The 17,463-nt window shown below is 50.4% G+C and carries 13 protein-coding genes and 1 tRNA gene; 11 read left to right on the top strand and 3 right to left on the bottom strand.

Translation table 11 applies throughout. From position 1 onward, the window contains the following. Positions 1-76 precede the first annotated feature (76 nt). Complete coding sequence (locus M1L66_RS25880; RefSeq protein WP_434688784.1) at positions 77-832, bottom strand: response regulator transcription factor; 756 nt, start codon at positions 830-832, stop codon at positions 77-79. Between the two features lie 13 nt (positions 833-845). After that, positions 846-2,648, bottom strand: coding sequence for a cache domain-containing sensor histidine kinase (locus M1L66_RS25875; protein ID WP_187024640.1), 1,803 nt, complete (start codon positions 2,646-2,648; stop codon positions 846-848). Between the two features lie 239 nt (positions 2,649-2,887). On the opposite strand from M1L66_RS25875, the gene M1L66_RS25870 reads away from it, so the two are divergent. Genes M1L66_RS25870 through yicI form a run of 5 tightly spaced genes read left to right on the top strand, consistent with a single transcriptional unit; the run spans position 2,888 to position 10,438 of the window. Further along, positions 2,888-4,210, top strand: coding sequence for an ABC transporter substrate-binding protein (locus M1L66_RS25870; RefSeq protein ID WP_187024641.1), 1,323 nt, complete (start codon positions 2,888-2,890; stop codon positions 4,208-4,210). A 24-nt stretch (positions 4,211-4,234) separates the two neighbouring features. Next, positions 4,235-5,113 carry a carbohydrate ABC transporter permease gene (locus M1L66_RS25865; RefSeq protein WP_002602290.1) on the top strand — a complete coding sequence of 293 codons (879 nt, stop codon included), beginning with the start codon at positions 4,235-4,237 and terminating at the stop codon, positions 5,111-5,113. Continuing rightward, positions 5,110-5,940 (top strand): carbohydrate ABC transporter permease, encoded by an 831-nt coding sequence (locus M1L66_RS25860; RefSeq protein ID WP_434688783.1) that lies wholly within the window; start codon positions 5,110-5,112, stop codon positions 5,938-5,940. The genes M1L66_RS25865 and M1L66_RS25860 overlap by 4 nt, the downstream gene beginning before the upstream one ends. A gap of 53 nt (positions 5,941-5,993) precedes the next feature. After that, positions 5,994-8,141, top strand: coding sequence for a glycoside hydrolase family 3 C-terminal domain-containing protein (locus tag M1L66_RS25855; protein ID WP_434688782.1), 2,148 nt, complete (start codon positions 5,994-5,996; stop codon positions 8,139-8,141). After that, the gene (gene yicI, locus M1L66_RS25850) at positions 8,138-10,438 is read left to right on the top strand and encodes an alpha-xylosidase (protein ID WP_434688781.1); all 2,301 of its coding nucleotides are present in this window, start codon (positions 8,138-8,140) and stop codon (positions 10,436-10,438) included. The genes M1L66_RS25855 and yicI overlap by 4 nt, the downstream gene beginning before the upstream one ends. Positions 10,439-10,460: 22 nt before the next feature. Here the strand turns inward: yicI and M1L66_RS25845 are convergent, their stop codons facing one another. Then, positions 10,461-12,149, bottom strand: coding sequence for a methyl-accepting chemotaxis protein (locus M1L66_RS25845; protein WP_434688780.1), 1,689 nt, complete (start codon positions 12,147-12,149; stop codon positions 10,461-10,463). A gap of 198 nt (positions 12,150-12,347) precedes the next feature. Here M1L66_RS25845 and M1L66_RS25840 point away from each other — a divergent pair. From M1L66_RS25840 to M1L66_RS25815, 6 genes are all read left to right on the top strand, one after another. Then, a tRNA-Gln gene (locus tag M1L66_RS25840) sits at positions 12,348-12,419 on the top strand. Positions 12,420-12,618: 199 nt separating this feature from the next. Next, a complete protein-coding gene (locus M1L66_RS25835) occupies positions 12,619-13,350 on the top strand; it encodes an acyl-[acyl-carrier-protein] thioesterase (protein WP_002602295.1) in 732 nt (243 codons plus the stop codon). Continuing rightward, positions 13,347-14,186 (top strand): CvfB family protein, encoded by an 840-nt coding sequence (locus tag M1L66_RS25830; protein WP_187024646.1) that lies wholly within the window; start codon positions 13,347-13,349, stop codon positions 14,184-14,186. The genes M1L66_RS25835 and M1L66_RS25830 overlap by 4 nt, the downstream gene beginning before the upstream one ends. Before the next feature lie 28 nt (positions 14,187-14,214). Continuing rightward, complete coding sequence (locus tag M1L66_RS25825) at positions 14,215-14,799, top strand: class I SAM-dependent methyltransferase (protein WP_002602297.1); 585 nt, start codon at positions 14,215-14,217, stop codon at positions 14,797-14,799. 334 nt (positions 14,800-15,133) lie between these two features. Then, a complete protein-coding gene (locus tag M1L66_RS25820; RefSeq protein WP_187024647.1) occupies positions 15,134-16,246 on the top strand; it encodes an ABC transporter ATP-binding protein in 1,113 nt (370 codons plus the stop codon). Between the two features lie 103 nt (positions 16,247-16,349). Further along, positions 16,350-17,438, top strand: coding sequence for a PucR family transcriptional regulator (locus tag M1L66_RS25815; protein WP_002602299.1), 1,089 nt, complete (start codon positions 16,350-16,352; stop codon positions 17,436-17,438). Positions 17,439-17,463 lie beyond the last annotated feature (25 nt).

Raw genomic sequence — 17,463 nt, 5'->3', positions numbered from 1 at the left:
TAAGTATATACCACGATATATACTATGTCAAGGATACTGTATTGACTGTTTTTGAATGATATTTTTTTGATAATTATCAGCGGTTTCTGAATTCACTCGGCTGAATTCCCGTATAACTCTTAAATGCACGGCTGAAGTAGAAGCCGTCTTTATAGCCGACCAGCTCTCCGATCATCTGGATCTCCATATCCGGATTGTTAAGGAGCAGCCGCTTGGCTTCGTTCATTCTCAGCTTTGTCAAATATTTGGACGGAGTTTCTCCCGTATATTTCTTGAATATTTTCCCCAAATACTCCGGCGTATAACAGAATTTCTCGGCCAGCTCCTGAAAGGAGACATCGTGCTGATAGTTTTCCTGAAGATATTTTTCCAAAAGCTCGCAGATGGACTTCTGATCCAGGGCGCTGTTCCTGGTCCGGTAGGTCTCCAGCTCCTCGGTCTCCGTCCCCATCGTGATCAGCAGTTTCTGAAGCGACTCGGAGAGCGCCTGAGCGGTCACCGGTTTCAACAGATAATCCCTGACTGCGAACTTGATGGCGGCCTGAGCGTAGGAAAAGTCGTCATAGCCGCTGAGGATGATGATCTTCACTCCCGGATGATTCTTGTGCAGATACCGGGACAGCTCCAGGCCGTCGCACTGCGGCATGCGGATATCGGTGATGACAAGGTCGGGACAGTCCTTTTCCACCTTTACGATAGCCTCCATTCCGTTGGCTGCCTCCCCAATCAGGGTAAGCGGCAGGTCCAGGGCTGTGATCTTTTTTATTAAGTTTTTGCGTATCAGGCTTTCGTCCTCCACGACCAGATACTTATAATGGGGGATGCTGCTCATGGTATTCCTCCTTTTAATGGTAAACAGGCCCGCCAAGGATAAAGATCGTCTTAAGCGGCAGTGTATTTTCGATTTCAAATACTGCCTTCTCTCCGTAAAGCAGTTTTAGCCGGAGATATACGTTCTTCAGTCCCATGCCTCCGATCTGCATGGATTTCAACTCCTCATTGAGGTTTAAGTTCCGGTACAGGTGAAGCAGTTCCTGCTTCTTCTCATCTTTTAGATTGCCGCCGTTGTCCTGGATTCGCAGCAGCCAGCGGTCGTGTTCGATGGAAGCGGAGATGGTGAGCTCCCAGGGCGGCTGTTTGTCGAAGGCGTATTTGAAGGCGTTTTCCACCAGCGGCTGGATGATCAATTTGGGAATGCAGATGTTTTCGGCCTCTTCCTCAATGGTAAAGGTGTAATGGAATTCCTCGGTGTAGCGCATCTGCATGATCTCTAAGTACCGTTTGGTGTAGAAGATCTCCTCTTTTAACGGAACGATCATCTCGCTGGAGGAGGAGATATACCGGAAATAGTCACACAGGGCCTGGCACATCTGAATGATGTCCTCATTCATCTCTTCCTCGGCCATGACGCTGATATTTGTCAGGCTGTTGTAGAGAAAATGCGGATTGATCAGCGATTGTGTGGCCTGCAGCTTGGCTCTCGTCTCCTCGCTCTGGGATAAGAGCACTTCCTGGGAGGTGCTGCGGAGTTTCTCATACATGCTGCGGATGGATTCGCACAGCATGGAAAGTTCTGTGATATTGCTGTCCGCGGAAGTCAGATTCACCTTATTCTCGTCCAGCACCCGGTTGATGGTGATCTTGCCGGTGGCCGCCGTCAGCTTCCGAAGCGGTGCGGTCAGCCGTTCTGAGATGTAGAAACAGATCAGGAGGGTGAGTAAAATGGAGAAAATACCGATCAGGGCGAACATTACCCGGAAGGTGTTAAGAGGCTCGTAGATGGCCGCTTTCGGCTTCGTTAAGATCACGGTCCAGTTATAGTCCGGCGTGGTCCGGTATGTAAAGAGAAGGTTCTCGCCTGCGTCGGTTTTTAAAAGCCTGCCGGTATTTTCCGGAAGGCCTCTGTGCTCAATCAGCCCATAGTAATCGGGCACAGCTTTCGTATCATTGTAGGGGTAGACCAGCTCTTTTCTGGAATTGTAAATGTAGACGCGGCTGTCAGGGTTCTGGTTTTCCAGCTGGGTCGCCAGAGAGAAGATGGTATCGCAGTCCTGTATGACCTCGACGATGCCTTCCGGCTGTCCTCCGGTGTCGAGAAACAGACGCACCAGGGATATGAACTTCTGAGAATCTTTATTGCCGCCCCTTGCAGGTAAATCCTTCTGCACTTCCGGATTGCTGATATACATGTGGCCGTTTTGCGCCATGGTCTCCTCGTACCAGGGAAGTGACTCCAAGTCTACGGAAGAGAGCAGCAGCCAGTATCCGGCCACGGAACCGTCCATGGTGTAGATCCGGACATCGGAGGCAGACTGATAGGCGCCGATGATTGCGGTGACGATATCGTGGATGGCCAGCGCCTTCTCACGGGAGGCCGCCAGACGGCGCGGGTCCGTTCCATACCTCTGATAGGAGGCTGAGAACTCTTTGAAATTGGACTTTACCGCGTTGGAGTATACGATATTCATGGAAATGGTCGATATGTTGTTTAATTGGGTTTCCACAGAATTTTCCACAGAGGCGCACATGTTTTCTAAATCTTTTCTCGCCTCATCCAGGGCATTTTTCCTGTAATGTGTGTAGGTGAAAAAGAAGAAAATCCCCAGCAGAAGCAGGATGAACAGGCCATATATGACAAAAAGATACATCTTTTGGGAATAATGCTTTGTCGTCTTTTTGATAAGAACGCCACCTCCCTTCGTGAGTGCTATTATACAATGTAGTTCAAAAAAATGCAAATGGTAGTTCGGAATTGTCTATTTTGTAAAAATGACTCTTATGTTATGATGAATTTACGCTAAAGAAAACGTATTTTATCGATAAAATATAGACGCAAAAGACAAGTGTGGAAAAAGAGTGAGAATCAGTTGAGAAAAGGAGAACAGATATGAAAAAGATGATAAAGAGAGCATTAAGCCTTTCTATGGCGGCGGTCATGGCGGCGGCAGTGGTGACGGGCTGTGGATCAGACAGCAATACAGGTGCGGAAAAGGATGGGAAGAAGAGCGTAACCCTGACCTTCGGCAGCCACCAGAGCGGTCTTCCGACATCGGGAATCGTCCAGGATTTAGCAAAGGAATTCGAAGCTGAGACCGGAATCAAAATCGACTTCCAGATTTCCCCCGACGCCCAGTGGAGAGACTTAATCAAGGTGAAGCTGGATTCCGGGGAGGCGCCGGATATCATCTGTGTGGATACGCCCATCGGTCTGGCCTCCAGCATTCACATGGACCAGTACAGTGCTGAGCTGACCGGACAGGAGTGGGTGAGCCGCATGGAAGACAGCGCCCGTTCGGCTGTCTCCGTGGATGACAAGGTATACGGCATCACCTTCCCGGGAGCGAAGATGTATTTCTATCTGTATAATAAAGACATATTCAGCCAGCTTGGACTGGAGGCGCCTGCTACATACGAAGAATTCAGGACGGTATGCCAGACCATTCAGGATTCCGGAACGACACCGGTCTATGAAGCCACCACAAACGGCTGGCATCAGGTACTTCCCCTGTTTGAGACCGGCGGATTATGGCTGGCCGATGATCCTGAGGTCTACAACAAGTTAAATGCGAATGAAGTGGATTTAGACTCCATTCCCCACTTACTGAACATCATTACAGAATTAGATGAGTGTGCAAAAGCCGGATACTTCGGAGATGACTACTTAAGCAACGCATGGGAGAATGCAAAAGAGGCCATAGCCACGGAGCGGTGTGCCATGACCATTGCCGAGCTGGGATTCCGCGGTGAGATCGAAGCCGATTATCCGGACTTCAAGGCGACAGAGAAGCTGGGGGCGTTCGTTATGCCGTGGGATGACAACAAAGCAGTCGGCGTCAATCCCGCCAGCAATGCCTACTTTATCAACAAGGACAGCAAATACGTGGAAGAGGCAAAACAGTTCTTCGAGTTCCTGGCGAAACCGGAAAACCTTCAGAAGCGTCTCGACGGACAGCCGGAATTGAGCGCACTCTGCTGGCCGGAGATTAAGAGCAAATACTCCGATGAGGACCAGAAGTTCTTAGATTCCCTCACAAAAGCCAACGTGGTGCAGACTTCTGTGAACTACATCGACAGCCAGTGGATGGATGTTGGAAAAGATTTGGAGGCAATGTATACCGGAGCCATGACGCCCCAGGATGTGCTGGATACGATCATGAGACGGCGTACCGAACAGGCGGAGCTGCAGAAGGACCCGGGCTGGGTAAAATAACGGCGGCGGAAAGGAGGTACGGTCATGAACAGAAACAAATTATATCCCTGGTACTTTGCCAGCGGCGCGGCGATTCTCTTTTTCCTGCTGTGCTTCCTTCCAGGTCTGCTGGGTATCGCATATTCGTTTACAGACTGGAACAATTTCAGCGATGAGATCAATTTTGTCGGCCTTACCAACTATAAAAAGATCTTTCAGGGCAATTCTGAGTACTTGAAATATATCGGCAACACCGTGCTGTTCACGGTTGTTACCACAGTCATGAAGACGGTTGTCGGCCTTGCGCTGGCCCTTCTTCTGACCCAGAAGTTTATCAAATGCAAGAATTTCCAGCGTATGATCATCTTTTCCCCACAGGTCATGTCGTATCTGGTGGTAGGCCTCGTGTTCCGGAGCATGCTCCATCCGACCACCGGCTTCTTAAACAATTTTCTGAGGGGAATCGGGCTTGACGGGCTGGCTAAAAACTGGCTGACCGATTTAAGTCTGGTGTTCCCGACGGTCATGACCGTGGATACCTGGAAGGGCATGGGCTACATCATGGTTGTCGTCATCGCCGGGCTGATGTCCATCTCGCCGGAGTACTACGAGGCGGCCAGCATCGACGGCGCCAATTTCTTCCAGAAGCTGTGGGATATCACGCTGCCCTTATTAAAGCCGGTTCTTGTCAATGTAACGGTTTTAAATGTTACATACGGCCTGCGCGTATTCGATATGATCTATTCCCTGACAAACGGAGGCCCGGGAAACGCTACAGGCGTAATCAACACAGCTGTTTACAAGGAATTCTCCAAGGGAGATTTAGCTATGGGCACCACGCTGTCCAGCGTCCTGTTTTTCTTTGTGCTGGCGCTGCTTTACTTTATCATCAAATCCATGGAAAATAAGGAGGTGGAAGCATGATGGGAAGAACCGGCAGAACTATCGGCAGTGTGGCCGGAAACCTGATCTCGATCGTAATCAGCCTGATCGTCATTATCCCGCTGGTGGTGCTGTTCTTAAATTCCTTTAAGACCTCAGCCGAGGCCAACCGGATGACGCTGTCACTCCCGACGAAATGGGTATTTGAAAACTATGCTACCGTCATCGAACAGGGCAAACTTGTGTCCTCCTTCTTCAACGGACTCCTCTATGCGGCCGGTAGCGTAATCATCGTAGTCGGACTGGTTGCGGCAGCAGCCTTCGTCATATCCAGAAACCAGAAGGGCGTCAACCGTTTTCTATATTACTTTATCATCTCCGGCATCGCCATGCCGATCAACAATGTAGCTTTGATGAAGGTCATGCAGGCGTTTCATCTGGTCAACACCAGAATCGGCATCATTCTCTTATATGCCGCGATCAACATACCGCTGAGCCTGTTTCTGGCCTACGGCTTTGTGGCGACGATTCCGCGTGAGATCGACGAGGCGGCGGTCATCGACGGATGCAAGCCGTGGCAGCTCTTCTTAAAGGTGATTGCGCCGCTGTTGAAACCGATTGTTTCCACGCTGTTTGTGCTGGATTTCATGGCAGTATGGAACGATTTTACCATGCCGCTGTATTACTTAAACAATTCCAGAAAATGGCCCATGACGCTTGCCGTCTATAACTTCTTCGGGGCCTTCCAGAATTCCTGGAACCTGGTGGCGGCGGATATCATGCTGACGCTGGCGCCCGTACTGCTGGTCTTTATTCTGGGGCAGAAATACATAGTGGGCGGTGTGTCGGCCGGATCTGTAAAAGGTTAAAACAGAGCCGTTAAAGACGGCTGAAAAAATAAGCCTGCAAGGAGGAAGAACGAATGACAATGCAGAAGATCTGGGATCTGATCCGGGAAATGACCCTGGAAGAGAAGATCGGGATGATTCATGGACAGGGGATTTTCCATACGAAAGGTGTGGAGCGCCTCGGAATTCCGCCGCTCTGGATGTCGGACGGCCCCATGGGGGTCAGAAAGGAACTGCAGGACGACAACTGGGCGCCTAAGGGGACGACGGACGATTACGTGTCCTACCTTCCCAGCAATACGGCCATCGCCTGCACCTGGAACCGGGAGCGGGCGGCAGACATGGGATGCGTGCTGGGGCAGGAGGCCAGGGGACGTGGAAAGGACGTGATCCTGGCTCCGGGAATCAATCTGATTCGTTCCCCACTCTGCGGCAGAAATTTTGAGTACATGAGTGAGGATCCCCATCTGATCTCGGAAATGGCAGTTCCGCTTATCCGGGGCATTGAGGAGCAGGATACGGCGGCCTGTGTGAAGCATTTTGCCTTAAACAATCAGGAGACACGCAGGCTCGATGTGGAGGCTGCCGTGGATGAGCGGGCGCTCAGAGAACTCTATCTCCCCGGCTTCGAGGCCGCGGTGAAAGAGGGAAAGACGAAGACGCTGATGGGAGCCTACAACCGGTTCCGCGGAGAACACTGCTGCCATAACCATTACCTGCTGCAGGACATTCTCCGCGGGGAATGGGGCTTTGACGGCGTGGTCATATCCGATTGGGGAGGCGTCCACGACACGATGCAGGCCGCCGAAAACGGACTGGATATCGAGATGTCGGTGACCAGTGATTTTGATCAGTACTGCATGGCGGATCCGCTGGCGGAAAGGGTCCGATCCGGAGATATCCCCGAGGCGCTGCTGGACGAGAAGGTTAAGAATATTCTGGTTCTCATGGACCGGCTCCATATGCTGGACGGCGTCAGAAAGAGAGGCTCCTATAACACGAGGGATCATCAGGAGGCAATCCTCAAATGTGCCGAAGAGGCGATTGTGCTGTTAAAGAATGAAGGCGGGATTCTTCCGCTGAAGCCAGTGAAACGCCTGGCGGTAATCGGGGAAAATGCAGGGAAGATGCATTCTGGCGGCGGCAGCGCGGCGATCAAGGCGCTTTACGAGCTTACACCGCTTATGGGACTTAAGATGGAGCTGGGCGGAGCGGTCAGCGTAGAGTATGCTCCAGGCTACCAGAGCGACGGTGAAAAGTCGGTGGAACAGGAAAACTGGCAGGCGGAGAGCCTGGAGGAACGGGCCTATAAGGCGTCATATAAGGGAGACGGAAGCGATGCGGCGGAGAAACGCCGCAGAGAACTCATAAGGGAAGCCGCAGCCCTGGCAGAATCCTGTGAAAACGCCGTTTTGTTTATCGGGCTGAATCACGAGTTCGATCTGGAGGGATGCGACCGGACGGATATGAAGCTTCCTTACGGACAGGAGGAACTGATCTCCGCTGTCCTGGATGCCAATGAGAATACGGTCATCGCAGTCACAGCCGGTTCTCCGGTGGACATGGAGGTCTTTGCCGACCGGGCGAAGGCCATTGTATACAGCAGCTACAATGGAATGGAAGGCGGCCTGGCCATGGCAGAGGTCCTTCTCGGCAGGGTGAATCCTTCCGGCAGGCTTCCATTTACCATCCCGAAGCGGCTGGAGGACTGCCAGGCCCATTCCATCGGAGAGTTTCCGGGCGGTGATTCCGTTGCCTATCGGGAAAGCGTCTACGTTGGCTACCGGTATTACGAGACGGAGCGAAAAGCGGTCCGTTACTGCTTTGGCCACGGATTGTCCTATACGGAGTTTTCCTATGGGGATTTAAAGCTGGAGCGGCGGGAAGACGGCATCTATGGTACTGTGACGGTGAGAAACTGCGGCTCTGTGGCTGGAGCGGAGGTCGTGGAGATTTACGTCGGCGCAGCCGGAAAGACTGTCAAACGGCCGGCCAGGGAGCTTAAGGGATTTGTGAAAGTCCACCTTCAGCCGGGCGAGGAGCGCGCCGTGGATTTCCGGCTTCCATGGAAAGCATTTTCTTACTACAATGAGGAGAAAATGACGTTCGAAGTGCCGGAGGATGAGTATTCGGTCTGCGTGGGGCGGTCCGTTGGTGATGTGCGGCTTGTTCAGACCGTTGAAATTAAAGAAAACGATGCATTAGGAGGAAAAAGTCGATGAAATTCACAGAAGGATACTGGTGTACCAAAAAGGAAATCACTCCGCTTTACGCGGCAGAATTCGCGGACAGCCGGATACATGGGGATGAACTCATAGTCTATGCGCCGGGAAAGCATATTACGGGAAGAGGGGACTGCCTGAATCTGGGGATGCTCACCATTTGTCTCTCCAGTCCAATGGAAGATGTGATCAAGGTTTCCGTGAGGCATTTTGAGGGAACCGCTTACCGCGGCCCCTTCGCCGGGATTAAGGAGACCGCCCCTCATGTGACAATCGAGGAAACAGAGGAGGAAATCCGCTATCAGAGCGGCCGCACATCTGCGGTTATCGATAAGAGGCCGAACGGCTGGGGAATCCGTTTCCTCGATGGAGACCGGGAACTGACCAACACCGGATTCCGCAACATGGCTCATATGACTAACCGGGATACGGGAAAAACCTATATGGTGGAGCAGCTGGCTATCGATGTGGACGAATGCATCTATGGACTTGGTGAGCGGTACACCCCGTTTGTGAAGAACGGCCAGATGGTGGAAATGTGGAATGAGGATGGCGGAACGGCCAGCGAAATCACCTACAAGAATATTCCGTTTTATATTACCAACAAGGGGTATGGCGTGCTTTTGGATCATGAGGGGGATGCCGCCTATGAGATTGCCAGCGAAAAGGTGGAGCGCCTGCAGTTTTCCGTGGAAGGGGAACGGCTCGATTACTACGTGATTAACGGTTCCACCCCGAAGGGAACCATATCCAAATATACGGAGCTGACCGGCAAACCGGCGCTGCCTCCGGCCTGGTCCTTTGGCCTTTGGCTTACCACCTCCTTTACGACCAATTACGATGAGGAGACGACCTCCGGCTTTATCCAGGGCATGGCGGACCGGGATATACCGCTGCACGTGTTCCATTTTGACTGCTATTGGATGGAAGCGTATGAGTGGTGTAATTTTACGTGGGATCCCAGGACATTTCCGGATCCGGCCGGTATGCTGAAACGGTATCACGACCGGGGATTAAAGATCTGTGTGTGGATCAACCCGTATATCGGACAGAAATCTCCGCTGTTCCATGAGGGCATGGAGCATGGCTATTTAATCAGAAAGACGAACGGGGATGTATGGCAGACCGATATGTGGCAGGCCGGTATGGGACTGGTAGATTTCACCAATCCGGACGCGGCCGCATGGTATCAGGGAAAGTTAAAGACGCTGCTGGACATGGGCGTAGACTGCTTTAAGACGGATTTTGGTGAGAGAGTTCCAGTGAAGGATATCGCTTATTTTGACAATTCCGATCCGGTTAAGATGCACAATTACTATACGTTTCTCTATAATCAGACCGTATTCCAGCTTCTGGAACAGGAGAGAGGAACAGGGGAAGCCGTGCTGTTTGCCCGTTCTGCGACCGTGGGAGGACAGCAGTTCCCGGCTCACTGGGGCGGTGACTGTTCGGCGACCTATCCATCCATGGCGGAAACCATCCGGAGCGGCCTCTCTCTGGCCTGCGCGGGCTTCGGCTTCTGGAGCCATGATATCAGCGGTTTTGAAAATACGGCGCCGGCCGATATCTATAAAAGATGGTGCCAGTTTGGCCTTTTAAGCTCCCACAGCCGTCTCCATGGCTCTTCCTCCTACCGCGTGCCGTGGCTGTTTGATGACGAAGCCTGCGACGTGCTTCGGAAGTTTGTGAAGCTGAAATGTGCGCTGATGCCGTATCTCTACCGTCAGGCGGTAAAAGCCCATGAAGAGGGAATCCCGATGATGCGTCCGATGTTCGTGGAATTCCCGGAGGACCGGGCCTGCGAGCCGCTGGATAAGCAGTATATGCTGGGTGATTCTCTGCTGGTGGCCCCGGTATTTAAGGAATCCGGCGAGGTGGAATACTACTTACCGGAGGGAACCTGGGTGAACTTGCTTACCGGAAAGACCGTCGCGGGAGGCAGATGGCAGAAGGAGACACACGATTACTTCTCCCTGCCGCTCATGGTGCGCCCCGGCAGCATTGTGGCAGTCGGACGGGAGAGCAGCAGACCGGATTACGCGTATGCGGAGGGAGTCAGATTCCTTCTGTATCTCCCGGAGGATGGAATGACCGCGGAGACCGGCGTAACGGACTTAGAAGGCCACGTGGTGATGACCGCAGCGGCCAGCCGGGCAGATGGAACAATTACGCTTCGGGTGGAAAGAACCGCTGCGGCTGCTTCCGAAGGCGGTTCGGCAGACTTTTCAACAGACGTTTCAGCGGGCTTTACGTTTGAGGTCCTGGGAGACGAAAAAGTGGAAGTGGTGGTTGCATAATGCGTTTACTCTTTTCGGATTATCAACGTTCTTTCAGCCGGAACTGCTCGACCAGTCCGTTTAAAAGGATCGCCTGATCGGACAGCTCTTCACTGGCCGCGGCACACTCCTCGGCGGTTGCAGAGTTGCTCTGGATTACGGCGGTAATCTGATCGATTCCCATGGTGATCTGTGAGGTGGCCTCCGCCTGCTTTAAGGAGGCTTTGGAGATGAGGTCCACGGTCTCGGCTACCTCCACGGCACCGTTTACGGCTTCTATCATGGCGGCGGCTGTCTCGGAGGCAATCGCCGCGCCGTTTTTCACCGCCTTCATGGAGCTCTCGATGAGAGCGGAGGTGTTTTTGGAGGCGTCTGCCGTATCCCCGGCAAGGTTTCTGACCTCATTTGCAATGACAGTGAAGCCCTTTCCGGCAACACCGGCTCTGGCCGCTTCCACGGAGGCGTTGAGTGCCAGAATATTCGTCTGGAGCGCAATGGATTCAATGGTTTCAATGATGTTGCCGATCTCCCGGGAGCTGCTGCTGATTTCGTCCATGGCGGCGATCATGCGCTGCATCTGCTGATTGCTGGCGTACATCTGATTGCCGACCCTGCGGGCTTTCTCACTGGCCTGCTCCGCGTTGGAGGCATTGCCCCGGATCTGTCCGGAGATGTCTCCGACAAATGCAGCCAGCCCTTCGATGGAACCCGCCTGCTCGGAGGTGCCCTGAGAGAGGGACTGGGCGCCGGTGGCTACCTGTTCCGCACCGCTTGCAACCTGATCGGAGGCACGGTTGATCTGTCCGATAATTCCATTTAGGGACCCGGAAATACGTTCCAGTGCCTCTTTGATCTTCCTGAATTCACCGGCGTAGTCATAGGTCAGTTCAAACGCCAGGTCACCGTCTGCAATCTGGTTGAGCACGGCAGAGATTTCCTTAATATAATTCACATAATCCTTAAGCCGCGATACTGTCTTGTTAAAATTTACGGCCAGGGAGCCCAGTTCATCTTTCGAGTCATACGTGATCACTTCATTTAAATTGCCATCCGCGATTCGGGCGGCGGCGTTGTCGAGTTCGTTGACAGGGAAAAGGATGGCTTTCACTGTGGCAAGGGATAACAGAAATCCCGCGGCGATCAGGAGTACAATGATCGAGATCAGAAGCATCCACGCTCTGGAATAGAGAAGCGTGCTTTCGTGGCTTGCATTCTGGGCGTTTGTCTTGCTGTATTCGACCAGCTCCTCGAAAATCTCGGAGGCTTCGTCAAACAGCTTCTGGGAATCGGCCCGCGCGATCACCATGGCCTGTTCCATCTCACCGCTGCGGCTCAGTTCGACTACGGTGTTGTGTAGCTGCAGGTAATCGGCCCAGGCCAGTCTGGCGGAGGCGAGCAGCTGTTTTTCCTCATCACTGCTGCCGAGCTGATCGTATTCGGCGAATTTGGCGTCGATTTCAAGGAGAAGGTCTGCCATCTGTTCTTCCCGCAATGCCATGATTTCCGGCTCCCAGGCAATGATGTGTCCATATTCCCTGATGCGGAAATTGGAGGTGAGTGTGTCCAGTTCTTCTGCCGTGACAACGGAAGGCAGCCAGTCATCGTTGATAGCCGTGTTGCGCTCATTCATCCGGTGCATGAACACGAGGGAGACTACGCCGAGTGCGGTCAGGCCCAACAACAAAAAGGTTGTTTGCATAAGAAGTTTTGTTTTGATACGCAGATTTTTCATTTGTAACCCCTTTACCCCTTAAAATGTAATTTAATTTATATAAATATTATCAAAAGTTCCGATAATATAAGAATAGCATTAAATATAGAAAATACAACTATAATATAGAGTAAATTTAAAACAAAAAAATGAAAAGAAGTGAAAAAAAGTGCTTGACTATCGGACAAACATCGTGTATACTACATCTTGCTGTGTTAATGGGCTATCGCCAAATGGTAAGGCAACGGACTCTGACTCCGTCATTTCAAGGTTCGAATCCTTGTAGCCCAGTCTTGATAAAACCCGCAGGAAAGTTCCTGCGGGTTTTGCAGTATTTTGTGAGAATAGCGTCTTATAAATTGCAGAAACTTGAAAAGAAGCAGGAATCCATAAGGAACTGCTTCTTTTTCTGCAGTAGAATTGCTCCTTCTTCTGGACAAGACAGACAAAATGCTTTATAATGTTACTTAATTTTGATGAGAGGTGCAGTATGTACACATTTGGCAGCAGGATACGGTACAGTGAGACGGATGAATACGGTAAACTGACTCTTACAGGTATCATGAATTACTTACAGGACTGTTCGACGTTTCAGTCGGAAGACATCGGGCTGGGAATTTCCTATCTGACGGAACACCATCAGGCGTGGTGGCTTTCTTCCTGGCAGATCGTGATCGACCGGTACCCTGCGCTGGGAGAAGAAGTGGTCATCGGTACATGGCCCTATGACTTCAAGGGCTTTTACGGATACCGTAATTTTACTATCTGTGATCCGGCTGGGAATTACCTGGTGAGAGCCAATTCCGTATGGTTTCTGTTTGACACGGAGCTGGGTCGGCCTGTGAAGGTGAAGGAAGAGAATATCCGGGGATACGGCCGAGGCGACGAGAAGCGCCTGGAGATGGAGTACGCACCGCGAAAGATCACCGTTCCCGCTGAATATGAGGAAGCGGAGTGCGTTACGATCGCAAAACACCACATAGATACGAATCATCATGTGAACAACGCCCAGTATGTGGAGATAGCCAGGGAAGTGCTGCCGTCTGAAATCGAGGTGGGAGAACTCCGGGTGGAATATAAGAAAGCAGCCGTCTGCGGCGATGTGGTTTATCCGCATGTCAGCCGGACGGATGAAGGATACACGGTTTCTCTCTGTGACGAGCAGGGAGCCGCTTATGCAGTGATATGGCTGCGGGGAAAAACGAGAGAGGATGTAAGATGATAGAACTGGGAAAAGTGCAGACCCTGACGGTACAGAGGGTCAAGGAGTTCGGTGTATATGTGGGAGAGGGTGTGGCTTCAGAAGCTTCCGTGCTGCTTCCGAAGAAACAGGTTCCGGAAGGAGCGAAGCCGGGCGATGAAATCAGCGTATTTATTTATAAAGACTCGGAGGACCGTCTGATTGCAACCACGGGAATCCCGAAGCTTTCAGTGGGAGAGACCGCGATGCTTCCGGTAAAGGAAGTGGCCAAGATCGGAGCGTTTCTCGATATGGGACTGGAGAAGGATTTGCTTCTGCCGTTCCGGGAACAGACACATAAGGTACGCCAGGGAGAATCGGTTCTGGTGGCACTGTACGTGGATAAGAGCCAGAGACTGGCGGCCACCATGCGGGTTTACGCTTACATGAGCAGTGAATCGCCTTATAAGAAGGACGATCAGGTGACTGGAACGATCTACGAGATCAATGAGACTCTGGGGGCCTTTGTGGCAGTCGACAATAAGTACTATGGACTGATTCCGAAGAAGGAGCTTTTTGACGATTACCATGAGGGAGATACGGTTTCGGCCCGTGTTACCAAGGTGCGGGAAGACGGCAAGCTGGATTTAAGCCCGAGACAGAAGGCGTACTTACAGATGGATGACGATTCGGCGCGGGTGTTGGAAGTAATCGGAGACCAGTTCGGCGGAGTGCTTCCATTTACGGATAAAGCGGCGCCGGAAGTAATCAAGCGCGAGTTTCAGATGAGCAAGAACGCGTTTAAACGCGCGGTAGGCCATCTTTTAAAAGATGGAAAAGTAAAGATTACCGAGAAAACCATAGAGATATTGAAATAGAGTGGAAAGGAATAACAGGAGGATTGTTTTGGACTCGATAGACTATTATAATAAGTATGCGGCAAAGGTGTTCGAAGAGACAGTGGATCAGGATATGTCGGAGATAAGAACGGAGTTTCTAAATCTGCTGGAGGAAGGGGATACCATCCTTGACCTCGGATGCGGCTCCGGAAGGGACAGCCTGATTTTCTACGAACTGGGATACGATGTGACAGCCATGGACGCATCAGAGGAGATGTGTAAACTGGCGGAGATTCACACAGGGCTGGAAGTACTCAACATGACGTTTGAGGAGATGGATTTCGACAGCGTGTTTGACGGAATCTGGGCCTGCGCTTCCCTGCTTCACGTTCCGGAAAAGGAACTGTCTGCCATTCTTAAAAAGATAGCAAGGGCCTTGAAAGACAGCGGAATTCTTTATATGTCCTTTAAGCTGGGAGACTTTGAGGGCTTTCGGGGAGAGCGGTATTTCTGTGATTACACAGAGGATGCCATGGAGGAAGTACTGAAAGACAACGATCGGTTTGACGTGGTAAAGATCTGGGAAACCGAGGATGTCCGCTCTGGTCATTCTGACACACGGTGGCTGAATGTCCTGGTCAGAAAACAGTAAATCTTACGAAAATATTAACAAGACAGCGCGAAGAAATTCGGCGCTGTTTTGTCGTTTCCGCCCAAATCCGGCATGGAGATACCACAGGTTAGAGATATTAGACAGAAATGCCCAGCCGGATCTTTCTATATTTTGGCGTTTCAGTCATTTTTTTTATTGAATATACAAATTAGCCAAAAGGCAGATTTGGATTTTGGTTAAATGCCATATGGTAAAGATAAGGCCATTCATGTATGATAATGTCAGGAAATGAAAAGGACGGCAGCACAAGGGGCTGCGGGGTCCGAGGAAAAAACAAACACATATTTTTATTCAAAATTAGGAGGATTAAGCGATGGCTAGTTTATCATTGAAGAACATCACAAAGAAATATCCGAACGGATTCGAAGCTGTAAAGGATTTCAATCTGGAGATTGCAGACAGAGAGTTTGTCATTTTCGTAGGACCTTCCGGATGTGGTAAGTCCACAACCCTTCGTATGATCGCTGGTCTGGAAGATATTTCTTCCGGTGAACTTTACATCGATGGCAAATTAATGAACGACGTTGAGCCGAAGGACAGAGATATCGCAATGGTATTCCAGAACTACGCTCTGTATCCACATATGACCGTTTACGATAACATGGCATTCGGTCTGAAACTGAGAAAGACACCAAAGGACGAGATCGACAAGCTGGTTCATGAAGCAGCAAGAATCCTTGACCTTGAGCATTTATTAGACAGAAAGCCGAAGGCATTATCCGGTGGACAGAGACAGCGAGTTGCTATGGGACGTGCTATCGTACGTAATCCTAAAGTCTTCTTAATGGACGAACCGTTATCCAACCTGGATGCAAAGCTGAGAGGCCAGATGCGTATTGAGATCTCCAAATTACATCAGAGACTGCAGGCAACCATCATCTACGTTACACATGACCAGACAGAGGCTATGACACTTGGTACCAGAATCGTAGTTATGAAGGACGGCGTTGTTCAGCAGGTTGATTCTCCTCAGAACTTATACGACAAGCCAGGCAACAAATTCGTTGCCGGATTTATCGGAGCTCCTCAGATGAACTTAATCGAAGCAACCGTTGCAAAGAGCGGAAGCGACGTTACTCTTACATTCGGCGGACACACCATCGCACTTCCAGAAGGAAAAGCGAAGAAGTTAGAGGGCGCTGGATATATTGGCAAGACTGTTGTTTTAGGTATCCGTCCGGAAGATTTACATGACGAAGAAGCTTTCCTTGCATCTTCTCCGAACAGTATTATCGATGCAACCATCAGAGTTTACGAGCTCTTAGGTGCTGAAGTTTACTTATACTTCGATGTTGACGATGCAAACTTTACCGCAAGAGTGAATCCTCGTACAACAGCAAGACCTGGCGATACCGTGAAGCTTGCTCTTGACTTAACAAAGATCCATGTATTCGATAAGGACACAGAACTGGTAGTCTTAAACTAAATTTTATGAAAATTTAAGCAGGCGAGTGCTATACTCGCTTGCTTTTTTTTAGTTTTTGCTTTAATATAGAATAAGGGAAAATTTACGATAAGGAGAGTGTGCCATGATTTCGAATCAAATACTTCAAACGACAATTGAAGGATTAAAAGGAATTACGAGAATTGATTTATGCATTTGTGATACGGAAGGAAAGGTATTGGCAACAACATTTCCTGACGCAGAAGACTATGAGAGTTCTATCCTGGCATTTGTGGATTCTCCGGCTGACAGCCAGGTAATTCAGGGATACCAGTTTTTCAAGGTTTTTGATGAGCACCAGTTAGAATATATTCTTCTTGCCAAGGGAGGCAGTGACGACGTATATATGGTTGGCAAACTTGCCGCCTTCCAGATTCAGAGTCTTCTGGTTGCTTATAAGGAGCGTTTTGATAAGGATAACTTCATTAAGAATCTGCTTCTGGACAACCTGCTTCTGGTGGATATCTACAACCGCGCCAAGAAGCTTCATATTGAGACAAACATCAAGCGTGTCGTATTTATCATTGAGACACAGCACGAGAAGGATGTCAACGCATTAGAGACAGTCCGCAACTTATTTGCTGCCAAGACGAAGGATTTTGTTACTGCGGTAGATGAGAAGAACATCATCCTGGTCAAGGAAGTTCGGGACGGTGAGACGTATGAGGAACTGGAGAAGACGGCAAACACTATACTGGATATGCTGAACACAGAAGCCATGACCCAGGTTCATGTAGCCTTCGGTACGATCGTCGGAGAAATCAAGGAAGTATCCAGATCCTACAAGGAAGCCAAGATGGCGATGGATGTAGGCAAGATTTTCTACAGCAACAAGAATGTAGTCGCATACAGCAAACTGGGTATCGGACGACTGATCTATCAGCTTCCGCTTCCGTTATGCCGTATGTTCATCAAAGAAATCTTCGACGGCAAATCCCCTGACGAGTTCGACGAAGAGACACTCACCACGATCAACAAGTTCTTCGAGAACAGCTTAAACGTATCCGAGACATCGAGACAGTTATACATTCACAGAAATACGCTTGTATACAGGCTGGATAAGTTACAGAAGAGCACAGGGCTTGATTTGAGAGTATTTGAGGATGCAATTACGTTCAAGATAGCCCTAATGGTCGTCAAGTACATGAAGTACATGGAGAACCAGGACTATTAGTGAGGCATGAGCAGTGCGAAAAGAG

The sequence above is a fragment of the Hungatella sp. SB206 genome (genome assembly GCF_051132295.1).
Classification (GTDB): Bacteria; Bacillota; Clostridia; order Lachnospirales; family Lachnospiraceae; genus Hungatella; species Hungatella effluvii.
Note: the sequence above shows the minus strand (reverse complement) of the source record. Positions and strands in the feature narration are given on the sequence as shown.